Raw genomic sequence first — 15,235 nt, 5'->3', positions numbered from 1 at the left:
GACAGGAGAGGAGCTGCCGACACGGATGTCCTACTGGTGCGAGTGGGCGTGGTTGCCGGAAGGCCCCGTCCCTGACGTGCTGATCGAGACCGACGGTGCGCGGATCACCGGCGTGACTCCGGCTGTCGAGCCGCCGCCGGACACCCGCCGACTGCGGGGGCTGACCCTGCCCGGTGCTGCCAACGTGCACTCGCACGCCTTCCACCGGGCGCTGCGCGGCAGGGGGGCGGACCAGCGTGGCACGTTCTGGACCTGGCGGGACCACATGTACCGCGTGGCCGACCGCCTGGACCCGGACAGCTACTACCGGCTGGCGCGCGGGGTCTACGCGGAGATGGTCTCGGCGGGGTTCACCGCCGTCGGCGAGTTCCACTACCTGCACCACGGGCGGGGAGGGCAGCGCTACGACGATCCCAACGCGATGAGCGCCGCGCTCGTGGCGGCCGCCCGCGACGCGGGGATCAGGCTGACGCTGCTGGACACCTGCTATCTCAGCAGTGGGTTCGGCCCCCCGGCGGAAGGAGTGCAGACCAGGTTCTCCGACGGGACCGCCGAGTCGTGGGCCGAGCGGGTGAGCGAGTTCGACGAGCAGCGCGAAGGCGTGATCACCGCTGCTGCGCTGCACTCGGTGCGTGCGGTTCCCAGAAGCGCCATGCCGGTGGTGCGGGAGTTCGCCCGGACCAGGGGAGTGCCGCTGCACGTTCACCTGTCCGAGCAGCGAGCGGAGAACGACGCCTGTCTGGCGGTGCACGGCCGGACTCCGACCCAGCTGCTGGAGGAGGAGGGCGTCCTGCGCACCGGCACCATCGCCGTGCACGCCACGCGACTGGCGGCGGGGGACGTCGCCAGGCTGGGGCGCGGCGGCGCGGGGGTGTGCCTGTGCCCCACCACCGAGGCGGACCTCGCCGACGGGATAGGCCCCGCCGACGAGCTGGCGGTGGCCGGGTGCCCGTTGTCGCTGGGCAGTGACGGGCATTCGGTGATCGACCCGTTCGTCGAGGCCCGTGCCGTGGAATCCGGGATGCGGCTGCGCAGCGAGGTGCGCGGTCACTTCTCCCCGGAGGAGCTCACGATGATGGCCACCGCTACCGGGCACCGAGCGCTGGGCTGGCCCGACGCGGGCAGCATCGAGCTCGGTGCTCGTGCCGACCTGGTGACGCTCTCGCTGGACGACCCGCGCATGGCCGGGGTTCCCGTGCGTGGCGCGGTGCTGGCCGCCGGTGCCGGGGACGTGCGGGAGGTCGTCGTAGACGGCAGGCGGGTGGTTCGCGAGGGGATTCACCAGGGCATGCCGGACGTGGCGGGCACGTTGCGCGAAAGCGTCCGGGAGCTGCTCGACGACTCGTGACCGCCGGGTTCTCGCGGTCGCCGAGCCGTTTCCCACTGAGACCCACGAACAGCACCCGGATGGTGAAAGGCCGATGAACTCCACTGTTGTCACCGGAATCTCCGAACTGACCACCAACGACGAGGAGCTGGGGACGCTGACCGGCGCGGCCCTGGTGTTCGAGGGGGAGCGCGTGGCCTGGGTCGGAGCGGCCGAGCGGGCCCCGCAGGCCGACCACCGCGTCGACCTGGGAGGGCGCGCCGTGCTGCCCGGCTGGGTCGACAGCCACACCCACCTGGTCTTCGCGGGTGACCGCACCGCCGAGTTCGCCGCCCGGATGGCGGGCGAACCCTATCGGGCGGGTGGTATCGCCGAGACGGTGCGCGCCACCCGCGCGGCCGACGACGAGCGGCTGGCCGCCAACCTGCGCGCACACGTGGCCGAGGCCGCCGCGCAGGGAACCACTTCGTTGGAGACCAAGACCGGTTACGGCCTCACCGTCGAGGACGAGCTGCGCGCCGCGCGCATCGCCTCGATCGAGGCGGAGGAGGTCACCTACCTCGGCGCCCACCTCGTCCCCCCGGATCGGGATGCCGACGACTACCTGGACCTGGTGTGCGGGCCGATGCTCGACACCGTCGCCCCGTACGTGTCCTGGTGCGACGTGTTCTGCGAACGCGGGGCCTTCGACGCCGAGCGGTCCCGCCGGGTGCTGCTGGCGGCCCGTGAGCGGGGCCTCGGCCTGCGGGTGCACGGCAATCAGCTCGAACCGGGGCCCGGCGTGGCGCTCGCGGTGGAGCTGGGGGCGGCCAGCGTGGACCACTGCACCCACCTCACCGCCGAGGACGTCGACGCGCTCGCCGGTTCGGACACCGTGGCGACCTTGCTGCCCGCCTGCGACCTGTCCACCCGACAGCCGCTTCCACCGGCCAGGGAACTGCTCGACGCCGGTGCGAAGGTGGCGCTGGCCACCAACTGCAATCCGGGCTCGTCCTACACCTCCTCGATGGCGTTCTGCGTGGCCACGGCGGTACTGCAGCTGCGGATGACCGTCTCCGAAGCGGTTTACGCCGCTACGCGGGCGGGCGCGCGGGCGCTCGGCCGTGACCGGGGGGAGGGTGCGCTCGGGGTGCTGCGGCCGGGCGCCCGCGCCGACGTGCACGCCCTGGACGCCCCCGCCGCGTCCTGGCTCGCCTACCGCCCCGGAGTGCCGCTCACTCACCGGGTCTGGAAGGCGGGCCGCCGGGTGGACCGTTCTGCGTGATCGACTCAGTCGCCGTGATGCCCTGAACCGGGACCAGCCGGGATGCCGGGCGATAAGGGGATACCGCCGGGCCCGGCGAGCTCGCCGTCGGAGTCGGGCGGAATGGGGCATACTCGCGGGACACCCGTCTGTGTAAGGGGCCGTCCGAGGGCGGGGCAGGGACACGGCGGGTGACGAGCGGTCGCGAATCACCCCAGGCGAAAGGAACCGGCACATGGCACAGGACGACACCGGATCGGCGGAGGATTCGTCCCGGCAGCCCGTCCGGGCCGAGATCCCGGAAGGAGAGCCCTCGCGGGGCAGGACCAGCATCGAGGCATCGGTGGTGCAGAAGATCGCGGCGCTCGCGACTCGGGAGGTGCCCGGTGTTCACGCGATGGGAGGCGGTGTCTCCAGGGCCTTCGGCGCGTTGCGGGAACGCGTTCCCGGCGGGGGAACTTCCACGGTCTCGGGTGTGCGGGTCGAGGTCGGTGAGAAGCAGGCCGCCGTGGACCTGGACATCGTGGTGGAATACGGGCTGTCCATAGTAGACGTCACCAGGGGCGTGCGGCGGAAGGTGATCGACGCCGTGGAGCGCATGACCGGGTTGGAGGTACTCGAGGTCAACATCGACGTCGACGACGTTCGCCTGCCCTCGGAGGAGGACGAGACCGAGTCGGCCCCGTCACGGGTCGAGTGACCGGACGCTTTCGGCCGGAGTGCGCACACCGTGCTGCGAACGGGCAGCGACGGCGGCGCGGAGGATGCGCGAGCCCGCGTGCCGGTGGTGTTATGCGGTGGAAGGTTTCGACGAAAGCGAGCGGCGATGGCGCCTGTGCAACGACAACTGATCATCGGGGGCGAGTTCCGGGATGCGGCGACGGGCCGCAGAACCACCGACACCGATCCCCGGACCGGCGAGGTGTTCGCCACCGTCGCCGCGGCCTCGGTCTCCGACGTCACCGAGGCGGTGGATGCCGCCGCCGCCTCGTTCGAGGAGTGGTCGCGCACCGGAGCGCCGCGGCGCAGGGAGATCCTGCTGCGGGCCGCGGACCTGCTGACCCAGCGCACCGAACAGGCCGTGGAGCTGATGGCCGGCGAGGTCGGCGGCACCCGGCCGTGGGCGATGTTCAACGCCGAGCTGGCGGCCGACATCCTGCGGGAGGCCGCAGCCGCCACGACCGGCCCCCGTGGCGAGGTCCTGACCTCCTCCGATCCCGACGAGTGGAGTTTCGCGCTGCGGCAGCCCGCCGGGGTGGTCGCCGCGTTCGCGCCGTGGAACGCCCCGCTGATCCTCGGCACGCGCTCGTTCGCCGTCGCGCTGGCCATGGGCAACACGGTGGTGCTCAAGCCGAGCGAGCAGGCCCCGCTGACGGCGGGCCTCTGGCTGGCGGAGGTCCTCCGCGAGGCGGGGCTGCCGGACGGGGTGCTCAACGTGATCACCAACGACAGCGCGGACGGCGCCGAGATCGGCAACGCCCTGATCGCCGACCGCCGCGTCCGCCGGGTCAACTTCACCGGCTCCACCGAGGTCGGCCGTTCCATCGGCATCGAGGCGGCGCGCCACCTCAAGCCCGCCGTGCTGGAACTGGGCGGCAAGAACTCGGTGCTGGTACTCGACGACGCCGACCCGGACTACGCGGTGGACGCGGTCGCCTTCGGCGCGTTCATGAACGCGGGGCAGATCTGCATGTCCGCCGACCGGGTGCTGGTGCCCGAGGCGATGCGTGCCGAGTTCACCGACCGGCTGGGCAAGAAGGTCGCGGAGCTGCCCTTCGGTGACCCTCGCGATCCGAACACCGTGATCGGCCCGGTGATCGACGAGGCCGCCGCGCGGCGGATCGCCTCGCTGGTCGACGACGCACTCGCGGGGGGAGCGGTGGCGCACTGCGGGGGTCAGGCGCCCGAGGGCGCGATGTACCGGCCGACGGTGCTCAGCGAGGTCACCCCGGAGCAGCGCATCTACTCGGAGGAGATCTTCGGGCCGGTCACCACCGTGCTCGGCTACGAGTCCGTCGAGGAGGCGATCGGGATCGTCAACGACACGCCGTACGGCCTGACCGGCGGGGTGATCACGGCCGACACCCGCAAGGGCTGGGAGATCGCGCGACGGGTCGAGACCGGCATCTTCCACATCAACGACCAGTCGATCGGTGACCAGCCCCAGGCGCCGTTCGGCGGGGTCAAGGACTCCGGGTTCGGGCACTTCGGCGGACGCAGCGGGGTGGAGGCGTTCACCGACACCCGATGGGTCACCTTCCGCGAGCGGCAGGCGCGCTACCCGTTCTGACCTCGTCTCTTCGGCGTCGTCGGGTGCCGTGCTCCGGCGACGCCGCCGGGCGGAGGGGGCGCCTCCTAGAGCTCCTCCGAGCAGCCGAGCAGCGTGTCCAGCACCCGCCGCAGCAGCGGGTGCTCCTCCCTGCCGCGCCGTACCGCCGCGAAGACCCGCCTGGTGGGGATCCGCTCGTGCAGCGGGCGCACCGCGGCGCCGTGCTCGGCCGGGATCGCGCTGCGCGGCACCAGCGCCACCCCGGTTCCGGCGGCGACCAGGGCCACCACCGCGTGGAAGTCGTCCGAGGTGTGCGTGATGCGTGGCGCGAACCCGGCGTCGGCGAAGCAGGTTTGCGCGACCTCTCGGCAGGGGTTGCCCGGCAACGGTGCGATCCAGTCCGACTCGCCGATGTCGGCCAGGCCCACGCTGGTTCGCCCGCAGAGCGGGTGGTGCGGTGGCAGCACCGCGTCGAACGGTTCGGTGTAGAGCGGATACCTGGTCAGGCGGTGCTCGTCCGACTGCGCGGTCGCGCCGTACTCCATCGAGATCGCGACGTCGGTCTCGCCGGACAGCAGCAGTAGGAGGCTGTCGTGCGCCTCGGCATCGCGCACCAGCACCGTCACCCCGGGGGCGGTGGAGCGCAGCGCGGTGATGCACGGCGCCACCACCCGGGTGATGGCGGAGGCGAACGAGGCGACCCCGACACGCCCCACCGCCCCGGTGGCGTGGGCGGCCATGCTGGCCTCGGCGCGTTCCACCTCGGCCAGCACGACCTTCGCGTGCTCCGCCAGGAGTTCACCGGCGGCGGTCAGCTCTACCCGTCTTCCCCTGCGGGTCAGCAGTGCCTGGCCCGCCTCCTGCTCCAGGGCGGTCAGCTGCTGGGAGACCGCCGACGGAGTGAGGTACAGCGTCTCGGCCGCCGCGCGCACCGTGCCGTGGTCGGCCAGTGCGCGCAGTACGGTCAGTCGACGCGGGTCAATCACTCGGCCAGCTTACCGGCCCTCTCCCGGGCCCGGACGAACGCGGTGACGGCCCTCTCGACGTCTTCCGAGGTCAATGCCGCCGACATCTGGGTCCGGATACGCGCCTTGCCGTGCGGCACCACCGGGTAGGAGAACCCGATGACGTAGACCCCCTCGTCGAGCAGCAGGTCGGCCATTCGGGTGGCCTCGGCCGCGTCGCCGATCATCACCGGGATGATCGGGTGCTCCCCGGGCAGCAGGTCGAAGCCCTCAGCGCTCATCCTGTCGCGGAACAGCTCGCTGTTGGAACGCAACCGCTCCCGCAGCCCCGGTTCCGATCCGACGAGGTCCAGCGCGGCCAGCGCGGAGGCCACGATCGGCGGGGCCAGCGAGTTGGAGAACAGGTACGGCCGGGAGCGCTGCCGCAGCAGCTCCACGATCTCCGGCCAGGCCGCCACGTAGCCGCCGCTGGCGCCGCCCAGCGCCTTGCCGAGCGTGCCCGTGACGATGTCCACCCGGTCGGTGACGCCGAACAGCTCCGGGGTGCCCGCGCCGTTGGGACCGAGGAAGCCCACCGCGTGCGAGTCGTCGACCATGACCATCGCGTCGTGGCGCTCGGCCAGTTCGCAGATCTCGTCCAGCGGGGCCAGGTAGCCGTCCATGGAGAACACGCCGTCGGTGACGATCAACCGGTAGCGGGCATCGGCGTGCTCGACGAGTTTGCGCTCCAGATCGGCCATGTCCCGGTTGCCGTAGCGCGCGCGTCCGGCCTTGCACAGCCGGACTCCGTCGATGATGCTCGCGTGGTTGAGCTCGTCGGAGATGATCACGTCCTGCTCGTCGAGCAGGCTCTCGAACAGCCCCGTGTTGGCGTCGAAGCACGAGCTGTACAGGATGGTGTCGCCGGTTCCCAGGAAGTCCGACAGCCGTCGTTCCAGCTCCTTGTGCGGGGCCTGGGTGCCGCAGATGAATCGCACGGAGGCCATGCCGAGGCCCCACTCGTCCAGCGCGCTCTTGGCGGCCTCCACCAGTTTCGGGTGGTCGGCCAGGCCCAGGTAGTTGTTGGCGCAGAGGTTGAGCACCTCACCGGTGTCCGCCCCGGTGTCCACCCCCACGCGCGCCCGCTGCGGCGTTTCGAGGACGCGTTCCCGCTTGTACAGCCCGGCCGACCGGATCTCGTCCAGCCTGCCACGCAGTTCCTCGGCAGCTTTGCCGAACATCGGCTACTCCACCGTCCAATCCAGGATGATCTTGCCGCACTGCCCCTGTCGGGCAGTGTCGAAGGCCTTCTGAAAGTCGCCGGGGGCGAACCGGTGAGTGATCACCGGCGTCAGGTCCAGACCCGATTCGAGCAGCACCGACATCGAGTACCAGGTCTCGAACATCTCCCTGCCGTAGATGCCCTTGATGGTCAGCATCTTGAGCACCACGGAGCTCCAGTCGATCCCGAAGCTCTCGGCGGGCAGGCCGAGCATGGCGATGCGACCGCCGTGGGCCATGTTCGCGATCATGTCACGCAGCGCGGCGGGCTGGCCGCACATCTCCATGCCGACGTCGAAGCCCTCCGTCATGTCCAATCGTTCCTGCACGTCGGCCAGGTCGTGCTCGGCCACGTTCATGGCGAAGTCGACCCCGATCCGGCGCGCCAGCTCCAGCCGGTACTCACTGGCGTCGGTGATCAGGATGTGCCGGGCGCCCGCGTGCCGTGCCACGCTCGCCGCCATCAGCCCGATGGGGCCCGCACCGGTGATGAGCACGTCCTCGCCCACGACGGGGAAGCTCAGCGCGGTGTGCACGGCGTTGCCGAAGGGGTCGAAGATCGCGGCGACGTCGTGGTCGATGCTCTGGTTGTGCACCCAGCAGTTGGCCTCGGGGAGCACGGCGTACTCGGCGAACGCGCCGTCGTAGTGCACCCCCAGTCCCTTGGTGTCGGCGCACAGGTGGCGCCTGCCCGCCAGGCAGTTGCGGCACCGGCCGCACACCACGTGCCCCTCGCCGCTGACCAGGTCGCCGACCGCGACCTGCCGCACTCCCGCACCGACCTCGACGACCTCTCCCACGAACTCGTGCCCCGCGATCAGCGGCGGCGTGATGTTCGATGCGGCCCACTCGTCCCAGGCGTCGATGTGCAGGTCGGTGCCGCAGATGCCAGTGCGCAGGACCTTGAGGACCACGTCCCGCGCGCCCGGTTCCGGGTCGGGGACCTCGGTCATCTCGAGGCCCGGACCGGCGGTGGGTTTCACCAGTGCTCGCACGGTTCCTCCAATTCCGTTGGCGATCCGGCGGGGGCTGTTGGCCCGTGGGGCGCCGCGGTCCGCGCCGACGCGCGGGTGGGCGCGTCGGGATCGCCGAACGGGATTGTCTACCCGTGCCCGGCGGTGGTCCAGCGGGACTTTCCGCACAGGCTGATAAGCCGTGCTGCACAGCGCGGATCTCGCGGGCGAGGTCGAGCCGGTCCGGTCGTGCCGTGTTCACCGCTCCGTACGTGTGGACGTCGCCGTGACGAGGGAGTATCGGTATTGTTTTCGTGTTTTCCGGATCGCCGTAAAAGAATTCGATTCTGTTTTTGTTGCGCCCGTGAGTGATCGAAATAATTCTTTCAGGGGTGGCTCCATCTTTCGGGGAAGTTTTCTGAAGCTTTTTCTGTTGGGGTCTCACTCCGCTGAGTGATTGTCGGAGTTCCATGGCTTTCGCTAGATTAGATTTCGGCGGGAATTCCGTCGAATCGACATGGATAGAGGTGTGTTGTGAAGCGTTTCGGTGTGGTGTTGAGTGCTGTTGCCATGGCGGTCGGGGCGGCTGTCATGGCCGGTCCGGCCGCGGCGGCCCCGGGAGTCGTCCTGTGGGGGGACAGCCACGGTGACTGGCACAGGGTCGAGAATCCCAACGGGTGCTATGACACTCCGGACGGAAGGTATATGAACAACAGAACGTTGGGGGTGGTGACGCTCTACAGTTCGGCCGGCTGCAAGGGACAAATCGTGTACAAGGTCGCACCGGGAGAATCGGTGCCTCCACCTGCGGTGTACTTCGAGAGTTTCGAGGCGTGACGAGTTGTTCTCGGGGTGCGGTGTTTCTTCCGGTGGGCGTGTTTCGTCCGGGAGGTTTCACCAAGATTCGAGTTTTTCGAGGTCGTCGCGACGAAAGGAAATATCGCTCGTGCTGGGATGGTGTGATCGTTCGTGTCTTCGCGGATGGGCGCTGACAACGGAGTGATGCCACCGCGTTCGTCGTTCTCGGTTCGTGCTCTGCTTGTTTGTGTGATCATGGTGTTTCCGGGGGTCGCTCACGCGGCTGTCGGCGACTTCGTCTATTCGAATCGTGATGGTCACCTGATAATATTTCGCAATCCTGAAGGTTGTTACGACACGAGCGCTTCGGGGGAGATGTGGAACGAGACCGATTCCTCGGCGGAAGTGTATGCCCTGCCGAATTGCAACGGGGAGCTTCTGCTGGTACTGGGCCCCGGTAAGCGGACCGAGGTTCCCGGCTTCCGCAGCGTTCGTTTTTGAGTGGCAAATACTGCGCTGGCATGAACCGAAGGTAGCTGTCTGTGGCAGGAGGTGATCGGCAGGATAACGGATGCCCGGCTCTTTCGGAGGTCGCGGCGGAGCCAGCCGGTGCTCCGCCGCGACCTCGACCGTCCATCACGTCTCGGTGGGGTGCGTCATCGCTCCCGAACCGGGGAGCCCTCGCTCCGCCGCGTGGATCGGCGGTGCCCGCGGGATCGCTCCTCGCGCGGGAACTCGTCCGCTGAGAACTCCCCTGCTCCCGTCTCTGCGGGAGCGGAGCGGCGGGCGCGGTCCAGCCGGCCCGAACAACCAGAGCGCTCGGGCGGCGGCCCCACCGTCTTCAGCTCTCCAGCGCCTCGCTGAACTTCTCCTCGCCGGACTCCTCCTCGCCCTCGTCCCTGGCGAGGAAAGTCGCCAGCCGGTCCACGGCGTCCTCGAACTCCGGGTTCGCATCGACGAAGGCGCGCATCCGGTCGGCCAACCAGGTCAGGTTCACCCGCTCGTCGCCGCGCCGTTCCTCCAGCTCCTCGAGACCACGATCGGTGAAATACACGTCGCTTCTCCTAACCGTCTCGCGTTCCCGTGCAGGGGATACTGCGGCAGCGTAGGCAACCGGCGGCGCTTCCGCCCCATGGGGCACCGGTGGCCTGAGCGGATTCCGTCGGAAGTGGGAAGCCGAGGCCGTCGAGCGTGAGCGAGTGGCCAGTCTGGTGCGTGGTGATGGAAGCGAAAGCGGGCCGTCGCTCCGGACGAGCGCGACGTGCCGCGTGGGAACCCGTGTTGTCAGGCGTTCCTTTTTGCTGTCACGGTGTTGTGCGGTAGCTGATAGCGCGGATGGACGGCGAGCTGCACAGGTTTTTGAATGCGACGGCGACCAGCGAGAACCGGAGTATGAACGAGCTGGTCACCGCGGCCCTCTCGGGGACCGTGGACGGACCGGTCAGTCATCGGAGGGTATGCCGACGGGATCGTGCTTCCGGCGTGTTTGGTGGAAGTTCGGTCACCCGACGAGGTGTTGACTCTGGATGATGGAAGCGGCGGCCCGGGGATTCGGTCGGAGCGCGAGTGAGGCGCTGGAAGCCGATCGGTGGGATCGGTGACACTGCTGTACACCGGTACCAGCGGTCTCATCCGCGCCTATCTCGCCCACGAGGCCGAGCACACCGAGTTCCGTGAACTGCTGCTGGAAGGCGAGCTCCCCGTCATCACCAGCGAGTTGACCAGGGTCGAGTTCGCTTCCGCCGTCTCCGTGGCACAGCGCGGCAACCGTGTCGAAGTTTCCTCCCGCGTACTCGACCGCTTCGACAGGGACCGCTGGTCAAGAGGGGGCATCACCCTGCTGCGGTTGAATCCGGGATCGCTGTTGTCCAGGACCTAGGAACTGGTGATCGCCCACGCGATCCGCACGCTGGACACGATACACCTCGCGGCGGCTCTTGAACAGGCCGTCCCGCTGGCCCCGGGTGGCGATCTCGTCGTGGTCACGCGCGACACCAGGCAGGCCGCCGTCGCCGCTGAGAAGGGCCTCTTCGTCCGCTGACCCCCACGGCTCCGCCATGGGAACTCGTACGCACGGGCTTCGTTCGTCGCGGAGACGAAAACGGGCCGCCGATCCGCGTACGGATCGACGGCCCGCTCGGACGAACCCGTTCCGAAACCGACGGCTTCGGCCTTCGGCCTTCGGCCCGCTGTGTGCTTCGGCGCGACGAGCGCCGAAGCCCCCCTCGGCAACCGGCGCCGCCGCTTGTGGCCACCTGCGTGGTCGGCACCGCAGCGGGTTCTCCCGTGCGGCTCTCGCGGGGACGGCCCCGACGTTGTGTTAACTACCCGATGTCGGGGCATCCGCAGCGAGAGCCGTGCGAGAGGCTCCGCCAAGCGACCAGCCGAGAAACCCGACCGGGAAAGCCCGGTCAGTCGGCGAAGGCGTTGTTGATCACTTCTGCCTGCTCCACGTCGTGGACCTTCTTCAGCCCGGTGGCCGGAGCGGCCATCGGACGGCGCCCGACCACCTTGAGCTTGCTGGCGAACTCGGGACCGAACTCGCGCGGCAGCGCGAGGCCGAGGAACGGCCACGCCCCCTGGTTGCGCGGCTCCTCCTGGGTCCAGCGGATCTCCTCGACGTTGGGGTAGCGCTCGAACAGCCTGCCCAGCTTGCGGTGCGGCAGCGGGTAGAGCTGCTCCAGCCGGACGACGGCGGTGTCCTTCGCCTCCCGTTTGGCCTGCTCGGCGGCCAGCTCGTAGTACAGCTTGCCGGTGCACAGCACGAGCTTGCGGACCTGGGAGGGGTCCGGCTCGGTCGGGTCGTCGAGCACCGAGGCGAACTTGCCGTTGGTGAAGTGCTCGATCGGGCTGGTGGCCTCCTTGAGTCGCAGCATCGACTTGGGGGTGAACACCACCAGCGGCCGGTCGATGCCGTCCATCGCGTGCCTGCGCAGCAGGTGGAAGTAGTTCGCGGGGGTGGAGGGCATGGCCACCGTCATCGACCCCTCGGCGCACAGCTGCAGCCACCGCTCGATGCGGGCCGAGCTGTGGTCCGGGCCCTGCCCCTCGTGGCCGTGCGGCAGCAGCATGACCACGTCGGAGCGCTGGCCCCACTTGGCCTCACCGGAGGAGATGAACTCGTCGATGATCGACTGGGCACCGTTGAAGAAGTCGCCGAACTGCGCCTCCCACAGCACCATCGCGTCCTGGTGGGCCACCGAGTAGCCGTACTCGAAGCCGACCGCGGCGAACTCGGACAGCGCCGAGTCGTAGGTCAGGAACTTGGCCTGGTCAGGCGAGAGGTTCTGCAGCGGGGAGTACTCCGCACCGGTCTTGCGGTCGATGACCACCGCGTGCCGCTGGCCGAACGTGCCGCGCCTGGTGTCCTGCCCGGTCAGTCGCACCGGGTAGCCGGAGGTGGCCAGCGATCCCAGCGCGAGCAGCTCGCCGAACGCCCAGTCGATGCCGCCTTCCCGGCCCATCTTGGCGCGCCGTTCCAGCACAGGTTTCACGCGGGAGTGCGGGGTGAAGCCCTCCGGCAGGTCGACCTGCGCGTCGGCGATCCGGCGGACCTCCTCCTCGGAGATGCCGGTCTCCAGCTTGGCGGGGATCTGCTGCTCCGACTCCACCGAGGGGCTCGGTTCGGGCGGGTGGTTCTCCAGCTCGCGCACCTCGTTGAACACGTGCTCCAGCTGGTTGGCGTAGTCCTTGAGCGCCTTCTCGGCCTCGTCGACGGTGATGTCGCCGCGTCCGATCAGCGACTCGGTGTAGGTCTTGCGGACGCTGCGCATCTTGTCGATCGCGTCGTACATCTCCGGCTGCGTCATCGACGGGTCGTCGCCCTCGTTGTGCCCGCGGCGGCGGTAGCACACCATGTCGATGACGACGTCCTTGCCGAAGGTGTTGCGGTACTCCACGGCCAGCTTGGCGACCCAGACGCAGGCCTCGGGGTCGTCGCCGTTGACGTGGAACACCGGCGAGCCGGTCATCTTCGCCACGTCGGTGGAGTACTTGCTGGACCGGCCCGACTCCGGGGTGGTGGTGTAGCCGACCTGGTTGTTGATGATCACGTGCACGGTTCCGCCGGTGCGGTAGCCGCGCAGCTGCGAGAGGTTCAGCGTCTCGGCGACCACACCCTGCCCGGCGAACGCGGCGTCGCCGTGCAGCAGCACCGGCAGCACGGTGAAGCCCTCCTGGCCCTTGTCCAGGATGTCCTGCTTGGCCCGGACGATGCCCTCCAGCACCGGGTCCACCGCCTCCAGGTGGGAGGGGTTGGAGGTCAGCGACACCTTGGTCTCGCCGTCGCCGAACATGCGGAAGTACTTGCCCTCGGCGCCGAGGTGGTACTTCACGTCGCCGGAGCCGTGCGCCTGGCCCGGATCGAGGTTGCCCTCGAATTCCTGGAAGATCTGCGCGATCGGTTTGCCGACGATGTTGGCCAGCACGTTGAGCCTGCCCCGGTGGGGCATGCCGATGACGACCTCGTCCAGCTCGGAGGTCGCCGAGGAGTCCAGCACCGCGTCCAGCAGCGGGACCACGGTCTCGGCACCTTCCAGCGAGAACCGCTTCTGGCCGACGTACTTGGTCTGCAGGAAGGTCTCGAACGCCTCGGCGGCGTTGAGCTTGGAAAGGATGTACTTCTGCTCGGACTGGTCCGGCTTCTCGTGCGGCTTCTCGACCCGGTGCTGCAGCCACTCGCGCTCGTCCGGTTCGAGGATGTGCATGTACTCCACGCCGACCGTGCGGCAGTAGGAGTCCCGCAGCACCCCGAGCACGTCGCGCAGCGTCATGTGCTCCTGGCCCGCGAACCCGCCGACCGGGAACTCCCGGTCCAGGTCCCACAGCGTGAGGCTGTGCGAGAGGACGTCGAGGTCCTCGTGCCGCCGCTGCCGGTAGTTAAGCGGGTCGATGTCGGCCATCAGGTGGCCGCGGGTGCGGTAGGCGTCGATGAGCTCCAGCACCCGGGCCGTCTTGTCGACGGCGCCCTCGGGGATGTCGGTGGACCAGCGGACCGGCTCGTAGGGGATGCGCAGCGAGGAGAAGATGTCGTCGAAGAAGTTGTCCTCGCCCAGCAGCAGCTGGTGCACCTTGCGCAGGAACTCGCCGGACTCCGCGCCCTGGATGACCCGGTGGTCGTAGGTGGAGGTCAGCGTGACGATCTTGCTGACGCCCATCTCGGTCAGGGCCTTCTCGCTGGCGCCCTGGAACTCGGCGGGGTACTCCATGGCGCCGACGCCGATGATGGCGCTCTGACCCTGGGTGAGCCGGGGCACCGAGTGGTTCGTCCCGCTGGGACCGGGGTTGGTCAGCGAGATCGTGGTGCCGGCGAAGTCCTCGGCGGTCAGCGCGTTGTTGCGCGCCTTGCGGATGATGTCCTCGTATGCCTGCCAGAACTGGTAGAAGTTCATGTTCTCGCAGGCCTTGATGGAGGCCACCACCAGGTTGCGCGAGCCGTCCTTGCCGGGCAGGTCGATGGCCAGCCCGAGGTTGACGTGCTCCGGCGTCACCACGGCGGGCTTGCCCTTGGCGTCCTCGCCGTAGTGGCGGTTCATGCCGGGGAAGTCGCGCAACGCCCGAACGAGTGCGTACCCGATCAGGTGGGTGAACGAGATCTTGCCGCCCTTGTTCCGCTTCAGGTGATTGTTGATCACGATGCGGTTGTCGAACAGCAGTTTGGCCGGCACCGCGCGCACGCTGGTCGCCGTCGGCACCGACAGCGACTGCTCCATGTTCTTGGCGATCGCGGCGGCGGGACCTCGCAGCGGCTTGGTCTCCTCGCCGCTCGACTCCTCCTTGACCGGAGCGGCCTTGGCGGCCTCCTGTGGGGAGGGCTTGGCGGACTGCTGCGACGCGGTCGACCGGCCGCTCGCGTCCTGCTGTGTTCCCGTCGATCCGGAGGTGTCGCGCTGCCGGGCGCCGTCCGCGCCCTGCCGGGTGCCGGTCTGCTGCGCGTCACTCGCCGGTGGCGCCGTGGTGGTCGTGCGGGCACCGTCGTGCACCTGACCATTGCGCTCACCCGACTTGGTGGCGGTCGCGGTCGTCTGGCCTGTTGTTGCGCCTGTCGCCGCAGTGGCGGACTCGGTGGCCGAGTGCCCCGCCGGACGGTAGTCCGCGAAGAACTCGTGCCAGGCGGAGTCTACCGAGGAGGGGTCTTCGAGGTACTGCTCGTACATTTCCTCGATCAACCACTCGTTGGGGCCGAACTGTGACGCAGGGCTGCTGCTGGACACGGCTGGCGTTCGCCTCGATCCATCTACTCGTGGTTTTTCAACGCTCGGAACCAGGCTAACGCTTCCGAGGTGTTCGGTTGGGTCGATCCCGTGACGTGCTACCCCTCACGTGCGCTTCCGAATCGATCAGGTGCTCGGTGTGACCACCTGTCCGGGGTGTTCTCCGGCGGATACTTACCGCGTTTTCCGGTAGTGTGTGGGGTCTCGG

Annotated in this window: 14 protein-coding genes; 9 read left to right on the top strand and 5 right to left on the bottom strand. The window is 69.0% G+C overall.

Going from position 1 to position 15,235, the window contains the following annotated elements; all coding sequences use genetic code 11:
- The first annotated feature begins 25 nt into the window (after positions 1 to 25).
- The 4 genes from BLQ75_RS12815 (at position 26) to BLQ75_RS12800 (ending at position 4,860) form a co-directional block, all read left to right on the top strand.
- Positions 26 to 1,348 (top strand): formimidoylglutamate deiminase, encoded by a 1,323-nt coding sequence (locus tag BLQ75_RS12815; RefSeq protein ID WP_092602061.1) that lies wholly within the window; start codon positions 26 to 28, stop codon positions 1,346 to 1,348.
- Positions 1,349 to 1,421: 73 nt separating this feature from the next.
- The gene (gene hutI, locus BLQ75_RS12810) at positions 1,422 to 2,591 is read left to right on the top strand and encodes an imidazolonepropionase (RefSeq protein ID WP_092601931.1); all 1,170 of its coding nucleotides are present in this window, start codon (positions 1,422 to 1,424) and stop codon (positions 2,589 to 2,591) included.
- A 214-nt stretch (positions 2,592 to 2,805) separates the two neighbouring features.
- Positions 2,806 to 3,270, top strand: a complete 465-nt coding sequence (locus BLQ75_RS12805) for an Asp23/Gls24 family envelope stress response protein (RefSeq protein WP_092601929.1) — start codon at positions 2,806 to 2,808, stop codon at positions 3,268 to 3,270.
- Positions 3,271 to 3,396: 126 nt separating this feature from the next.
- Entirely contained in the window at positions 3,397 to 4,860 is a 1,464-nt protein-coding gene (locus tag BLQ75_RS12800; RefSeq protein WP_092601927.1) for an aldehyde dehydrogenase family protein, read from the top strand.
- Positions 4,861 to 4,925: 65 nt separating this feature from the next.
- Here BLQ75_RS12800 and BLQ75_RS12795 read toward each other — a convergent pair whose 3' ends face one another.
- The 3 genes from BLQ75_RS12795 to tdh are packed head-to-tail and all read right to left on the bottom strand — an operon-like array spanning position 4,926 to position 8,059.
- Positions 4,926 to 5,825 (bottom strand): LysR family transcriptional regulator, encoded by a 900-nt coding sequence (locus BLQ75_RS12795; protein ID WP_092601925.1) that lies wholly within the window; start codon positions 5,823 to 5,825, stop codon positions 4,926 to 4,928.
- Positions 5,822 to 7,024: a glycine C-acetyltransferase gene (locus BLQ75_RS12790; protein WP_092601923.1), complete on the bottom strand. Its 1,203-nt coding sequence runs from the start codon at positions 7,022 to 7,024 to the stop codon at positions 5,822 to 5,824. Before BLQ75_RS12790 ends, BLQ75_RS12795 begins: the two co-directional genes overlap by 4 nt.
- A gap of 3 nt (positions 7,025 to 7,027) precedes the next feature.
- A complete protein-coding gene (gene tdh / locus BLQ75_RS12785; protein ID WP_092601921.1) occupies positions 7,028 to 8,059 on the bottom strand; it encodes an L-threonine 3-dehydrogenase in 1,032 nt (343 codons plus the stop codon).
- 663 nt (positions 8,060 to 8,722) lie between these two features.
- Between tdh and BLQ75_RS24490 the strand changes: the two genes are divergently transcribed.
- Both BLQ75_RS24490 and BLQ75_RS23060 read left to right on the top strand, forming a co-directional pair.
- Complete coding sequence (locus BLQ75_RS24490; RefSeq protein WP_280137839.1) at positions 8,723 to 8,854, top strand: hypothetical protein; 132 nt, start codon at positions 8,723 to 8,725, stop codon at positions 8,852 to 8,854.
- 144 nt (positions 8,855 to 8,998) lie between these two features.
- Positions 8,999 to 9,316: a hypothetical protein gene (locus BLQ75_RS23060; RefSeq protein WP_170837461.1), complete on the top strand. Its 318-nt coding sequence runs from the start codon at positions 8,999 to 9,001 to the stop codon at positions 9,314 to 9,316.
- A gap of 340 nt (positions 9,317 to 9,656) precedes the next feature.
- Here the strand turns inward: BLQ75_RS23060 and BLQ75_RS12775 are convergent, their stop codons facing one another.
- Positions 9,657 to 9,869 carry a DUF6104 family protein gene (locus tag BLQ75_RS12775; protein ID WP_092601917.1) on the bottom strand — a complete coding sequence of 71 codons (213 nt, stop codon included), beginning with the start codon at positions 9,867 to 9,869 and terminating at the stop codon, positions 9,657 to 9,659.
- A gap of 281 nt (positions 9,870 to 10,150) precedes the next feature.
- Between BLQ75_RS12775 and BLQ75_RS24710 the strand changes: the two genes are divergently transcribed.
- The 3 genes from BLQ75_RS24710 (at position 10,151) to BLQ75_RS23050 (ending at position 10,856) form a co-directional block, all read left to right on the top strand.
- Complete coding sequence (locus BLQ75_RS24710; RefSeq protein ID WP_139182973.1) at positions 10,151 to 10,345, top strand: hypothetical protein; 195 nt, start codon at positions 10,151 to 10,153, stop codon at positions 10,343 to 10,345.
- A gap of 67 nt (positions 10,346 to 10,412) precedes the next feature.
- Positions 10,413 to 10,694 carry a PIN domain-containing protein gene (locus tag BLQ75_RS12770; RefSeq protein ID WP_139182972.1) on the top strand — a complete coding sequence of 94 codons (282 nt, stop codon included), beginning with the start codon at positions 10,413 to 10,415 and terminating at the stop codon, positions 10,692 to 10,694.
- Positions 10,695 to 10,700: 6 nt separating this feature from the next.
- A complete protein-coding gene (locus tag BLQ75_RS23050; protein ID WP_139182971.1) occupies positions 10,701 to 10,856 on the top strand; it encodes a PIN domain-containing protein in 156 nt (51 codons plus the stop codon).
- 370 nt (positions 10,857 to 11,226) lie between these two features.
- On the opposite strand, the gene BLQ75_RS12765 is transcribed toward BLQ75_RS23050, so the two are convergent.
- Positions 11,227 to 15,027: a multifunctional oxoglutarate decarboxylase/oxoglutarate dehydrogenase thiamine pyrophosphate-binding subunit/dihydrolipoyllysine-residue succinyltransferase subunit gene (locus BLQ75_RS12765; protein WP_092601913.1), complete on the bottom strand. Its 3,801-nt coding sequence runs from the start codon at positions 15,025 to 15,027 to the stop codon at positions 11,227 to 11,229.
- Between the last annotated feature and the right edge of the window lie 208 nt (positions 15,028 to 15,235).

This window comes from Actinopolyspora xinjiangensis (genome assembly GCF_900104475.1).
Classification (GTDB): domain Bacteria; phylum Actinomycetota; class Actinomycetes; order Mycobacteriales; family Pseudonocardiaceae; genus Actinopolyspora; species Actinopolyspora xinjiangensis.
The sequence above is the reverse complement of the archived record's forward strand: the minus strand, read 5'-3'. Positions and strand labels throughout refer to the sequence as shown.

What these genes read in the sequence shown, in the direction of transcription:
- BLQ75_RS12800 (WP_092601927.1), top strand. Translation starts at nt 3,397, where the DNA reads ATGGCGCCTGTGCAACGACAACTGATCATCGGGGGCGAGTTCCGGGAT.
- BLQ75_RS24490 (WP_280137839.1), top strand. Translation starts at nt 8,723, where the DNA reads ATGAACAACAGAACGTTGGGGGTGGTGACGCTCTACAGTTCGGCCGGC.
- BLQ75_RS23060 (WP_170837461.1), top strand. Translation starts at nt 8,999, where the DNA reads ATGGGCGCTGACAACGGAGTGATGCCACCGCGTTCGTCGTTCTCGGTT.
- BLQ75_RS12805 (WP_092601929.1), top strand. Translation starts at nt 2,806, where the DNA reads ATGGCACAGGACGACACCGGATCGGCGGAGGATTCGTCCCGGCAGCCC.
- BLQ75_RS12790 (WP_092601923.1), bottom strand. Translation starts at nt 7,024, where the DNA reads ATGTTCGGCAAAGCTGCCGAGGAACTGCGTGGCAGGCTGGACGAGATC.
- BLQ75_RS24710 (WP_139182973.1), top strand. Translation starts at nt 10,151, where the DNA reads ATGGACGGCGAGCTGCACAGGTTTTTGAATGCGACGGCGACCAGCGAG.
- hutI (WP_092601931.1), top strand. Translation starts at nt 1,422, where the DNA reads ATGAACTCCACTGTTGTCACCGGAATCTCCGAACTGACCACCAACGAC.
- BLQ75_RS12815 (WP_092602061.1), top strand. Translation starts at nt 26, where the DNA reads ATGTCCTACTGGTGCGAGTGGGCGTGGTTGCCGGAAGGCCCCGTCCCT.